This window comes from Vibrio sp. V03_P4A6T147 (assembly GCF_002241085.1).
Taxonomy (GTDB): Bacteria; Pseudomonadota; Gammaproteobacteria; order Enterobacterales; family Vibrionaceae; genus Vibrio; species Vibrio anguillarum.
The window spans coordinates 1-4,069 of the sequence record NZ_NDIO01000335.1; the positions used below are offsets into that span (position 1 = coordinate 1).

At 42.5% G+C, this 4,069-nt stretch carries 6 protein-coding genes; 1 reads left to right on the forward strand and 5 read right to left on the reverse strand.

What is annotated here, in order from left to right; translation table 11 throughout:
- The 5 genes from B9J84_RS13060 to ccoN form a co-directional block, all read right to left on the reverse strand.
- Positions 1-181, reverse strand: a 181-nt coding sequence (locus tag B9J84_RS13060; protein WP_179217568.1) for a FixH family protein, incomplete at its 3' end; no start/stop codon positions are given.
- 86 nt (positions 182-267) lie between these two features.
- Entirely contained in the window at positions 268-1,245 is a 978-nt protein-coding gene (gene ccoP, locus B9J84_RS13065) for a cytochrome-c oxidase, cbb3-type subunit III (RefSeq protein ID WP_013856895.1), read from the reverse strand.
- Positions 1,242-1,418, reverse strand: a complete 177-nt coding sequence (locus B9J84_RS13070) for a CcoQ/FixQ family Cbb3-type cytochrome c oxidase assembly chaperone (protein WP_010320252.1) — start codon at positions 1,416-1,418, stop codon at positions 1,242-1,244. The genes ccoP and B9J84_RS13070 overlap by 4 nt, the downstream gene beginning before the upstream one ends.
- A gap of 9 nt (positions 1,419-1,427) precedes the next feature.
- On the reverse strand, positions 1,428-2,042 hold the full coding sequence (gene ccoO, locus B9J84_RS13075; protein ID WP_013856896.1) for a cytochrome-c oxidase, cbb3-type subunit II: 615 nt from the start codon (positions 2,040-2,042) through the stop codon (positions 1,428-1,430).
- 12 nt (positions 2,043-2,054) lie between these two features.
- A complete protein-coding gene (ccoN, locus tag B9J84_RS13080; RefSeq protein ID WP_026027333.1) occupies positions 2,055-3,482 on the reverse strand; it encodes a cytochrome-c oxidase, cbb3-type subunit I in 1,428 nt (475 codons plus the stop codon).
- Between the two features lie 257 nt (positions 3,483-3,739).
- On the opposite strand from ccoN, the gene B9J84_RS16370 reads away from it, so the two are divergent.
- The coding region (locus tag B9J84_RS16370; protein ID WP_094124315.1) for a hypothetical protein at positions 3,740-4,069 on the forward strand (330 nt) is incomplete at its 3' end.

A 4,069-nucleotide genomic window follows, 5' to 3' on the forward strand; every position in this document is an offset into this window, starting at 1 on the left:
CTTCGTTAATTTTTGATAGGTCAATATTAATGCCTTTGCCTTTTTTGTAGTAATCCTCTGTCACCAATGACACTGAATTCTGAGAAAAGACGATAACCGTTGCAATCGTCCATATCACCACAGTTAACGGTAAGATGATCAGAAACCACGGCCAGAATTGTTTATACCAAGGAGTTACCATAAAAAAGTTCTCAACAACAAAATAAAGAAGGCTTATTAAAAAGAGAAGAAAGACAGCCCTAATAAAGAGCTGCCTTTGTTGTGCAATTAGTTCTCTGTATTGCTTAAACTCCACACGTAAGCAGCAACCAGTTGAACTTTATCTTCACCGAGAATGTCATTCCAAGCAGGCATAACACCTGATCGGCCATGCATGACCGTTTGAGTAACATCGGCTCTTGAGTCACCAAATAACCAATCGTTATCAGTAAGATCAGGTGCTCCAAACGCAGGGTTACCTTTACCATCCGTACCATGACAAGCGGCGCAAACGACGAAGCGAGCTTTACCTGCTTCCGCTTCTCGAACGTTCACAGAACGCCCAGAAAGGCTTAGGGTATAACTCACCACTTCCTTCACACCTTGCTCACCGAGGACATCTTTCCAAGCTGGCATTTGTCCAATACGACCATGTCGGATAGTGGTCACAATCGCTTCTGGTTCACCACCATATAACCAAGCATTATCGGTTAGATTCGGAAAGCCTTTTTGACCACGAGCGTCAGAACCATGACACTGAGAGCAGTTTTGTAAGAATAAACGCTGACCAACCTTCAATGCATCAGAATCTGCTGCAATTTCAGGAATAGGGCGTAAATCCGAACCGCCGCCAGTATAAGCTAAGCGTTTAAATGCTTCACCAAAGTAGGTGTTTGCGTCATCTAACTCTTTTGCATACTGTACTAACACTTTATTGTTTTGCGCATTTGCAATCGAGGCTTTGGACTCATCAAGAGAGCGAATGGTTTGATCTGAACTTTGCCAACCAAGTACACCTTTAAAACTACCTAACCCGGGATAAAGGGTCAGATAGATAGCGGCAAAAATAAACGTACTAATAAAAAGATAGGTCCACCATTTAGGCAGAGGGTTGTTGAGCTCACGAATACCATCGTATTCATGGCCCATATCCGAGCCTTCTTCCACTCCCATTTTGTCTTTTAAACACCAAACGAGCAGAATCGCACAGCCCAGCAAAGTTCCCACCGTAATGATGATGACCCATAGACTCCAAAATGTCGTCATTGTTTAGTCACTCCTTGTTCCTTAGAGGATTTGGGCTGTTCATCGGCAAAAATGAGGTTAGCCGCTTCATCGAAACGAGCTTTACGGTTTTTGCCATAGGCCCACCACACTACGCCTATAAAACAGACGAACAGCACTATGGTCCAAATACTGTGAATAGTACCGATATCCATAACTACCCCTTACTTCATTGCGTGACCAAGAGATTGAAGATAAGAAATGATTGCATCCATTTCTGATTTACCTTCGACATCTTTTGCTGCATTCGCGATTTGTTCATCGGTATACGGCACACCAAACTGATTACGGAATAATTCAAGTTTGCTTTGCGTAAGCTTGCCGTCCAACACATTTTTTGCTAGCCAAGGAAAACCGGGCATGTTTGATTCAGGAACCAGTTCGCGAGGATTAGTCAAGTGAACTCGATGCCATTCATCAGAATAACGACCACCAACACGAGCCAAATCAGGCCCAGTCCGCTTCGAACCCCACACAAATGGATGCTCCCAAACACTTTCACCAGCCACCGAATAATGACCATAACGCTCCGTTTCGGAACGGAATGGGCGAATCATTTGGCTATGGCAAACGTTACAACCTTCGCGAATATAGATATCACGGCCTTCAAGTTGCAGCGCAGTGTAGGGCTTAAGATTTTCAACAGGCTCAGTAGTTTGCTTTTGGAAAATCAATGGCGTGATTTCAACCAAGGCTCCCCAACTGATGGCAAAAATAATGAAAATAGCCAGTAAACCGACATTACGTTCGATGATTTCATGGCGATTATTAGAACTCATTCTTTCATCTCCTTATGCCGGTTGAGGAATAGCTTTTAAGCTATTATCTGGTGCAAAAACCGTTTTATACGTGTTGTAAGCCATCAGGAACATACCTGCTAAGAAGATAAATCCACCAATGAATCGAACGGTATAGAATGGGTAAGAGGCTTGGACAGACTCAACAAAACTGTACGTTAACGTACCGTCAGAGTTAACAGCACGCCACATCAAGCCCTGCATAACACCTGAAATCCACATCGCAACGATGTAGAGCACCGTACCAATAGTCGCTAACCAGAAGTGAGCATTGATCAGACCAACAGAGTACATACGCTCTTGGTTAAATAGGCGAGGGATTAAATGGTATACCGAACCAATCGACACCATTGCCACCCAACCTAGAGCTCCAGAATGCACGTGACCAATAGTCCAGTCGGTGTAGTGTGACAGTGCATTAACTGTCTTAATCGACATCATTGGTCCTTCAAACGTAGACATTCCGTAGAATGACAATGAAACGATGAGGAATCGTAAGATTGGGTCATAGCGCAGTTTATGCCAAGCACCAGATAACGTCATGATCCCGTTGATCATCCCGCCCCATGAAGGAGCAAACAACACCAACGACATCACCATGCCAAGTGACTGAGTCCAATCAGGCAGAGCAGTGTAGTGTAAATGGTGCGGACCAGCCCAAATGTAAAGAGAGATCAAAGCCCAAAAGTGAACAATCGATAAACGGTATGAATAAACAGGGCGTTCAGCTTGTTTTGGTACAAAGTAATACATCATACCAAGGAAGCCGGCAGTAAGCAGGAAACCCACCGCATTATGACCGTACCACCACTGAACCATAGCATCCACCGCCCCAGCGTAAACTGAATACGATTTACCCATAGAAACAGGGATTGCCATGCTATTTACAATATGTAATACAGCAACAGTAAGGATAAAAGCTCCGAAGAACCAGTTTGCCACATAGATATGTGCCGTCTTACGTTTGACGAGTGTTCCAAAAAACACTATCGCATAAGATACCCATACAAGAGCAATGGCGATATCAATTGGCCATTCTAATTCCGCGTATTCTTTACCGGAGGTATAACCCAAAGGTAAAGTTATTGCTGCAGATAAAATAATGGCTTGCCATCCCCAAAAGGTGAAGGGCACAAGAGGACCACCAAATAGACGAGTTTGACAAGTACGCTGAACAACATAATAAGATGTTGCAAAGAGGGCACTTGTACCAAACGCAAAAATAACCGCATTAGTATGCAGAGGACGTAAGCGACTGTACGTCAACCACGGCGTATCAAAGTTTAGCTGTGGCCAAACTAATTGAGCGGCAATCAAAACACCTACAGCCATACCAACAATACCCCAGAGAATAGTCACTAAGGTAAATTGCCGAACAACTGTATAGTTGTAGTTTTGTTCAAGCTGCTTTTCTTGGCTCATTTGCATGCTTCCAATTTCTAATTAACTACACTTTACTTCCAACACGACACATGTCGTAATGCCCCCCAAATCCACAATAGAAATACTGCTTTATCAGAACGTTACTATCTATTGCTGACTTTAAAAAAAGTGGCATTTTCAACCGTCAACTATACTGCAATTAACAATTCAATGACAGAGTAGTAACCTTACAGTTGTTCAGGATTTGGCCTTTTATTTCAAAACTTTGAAGTTTGTTACACGAGGAAGGAAGCATCATGGCTTCAGAAAAGCTTACAAAACACAGGTTTGCTCAAATACTAATCACATTACTCATTCTTTTGGTCGCTTTTTTCTGGAGGACTTTTTCTTATCAAAACGTCGACATGACGAGCTGCACTCCAACGCCAAATTGTTCTGTATTTGTAAATGAACAGGAAATTATAGTGATTAAAGATGATAAAAACCCAAATCAATACATAATTGGGCCACGAATTCCTGAACTAGAAATACATACAAATGGAACACTTATTCAACATTCCGACCACTGGATAATCCAACCAAATTCACCCAATAAACCTATAACTTTCAAGATAATTGGAAAAAGA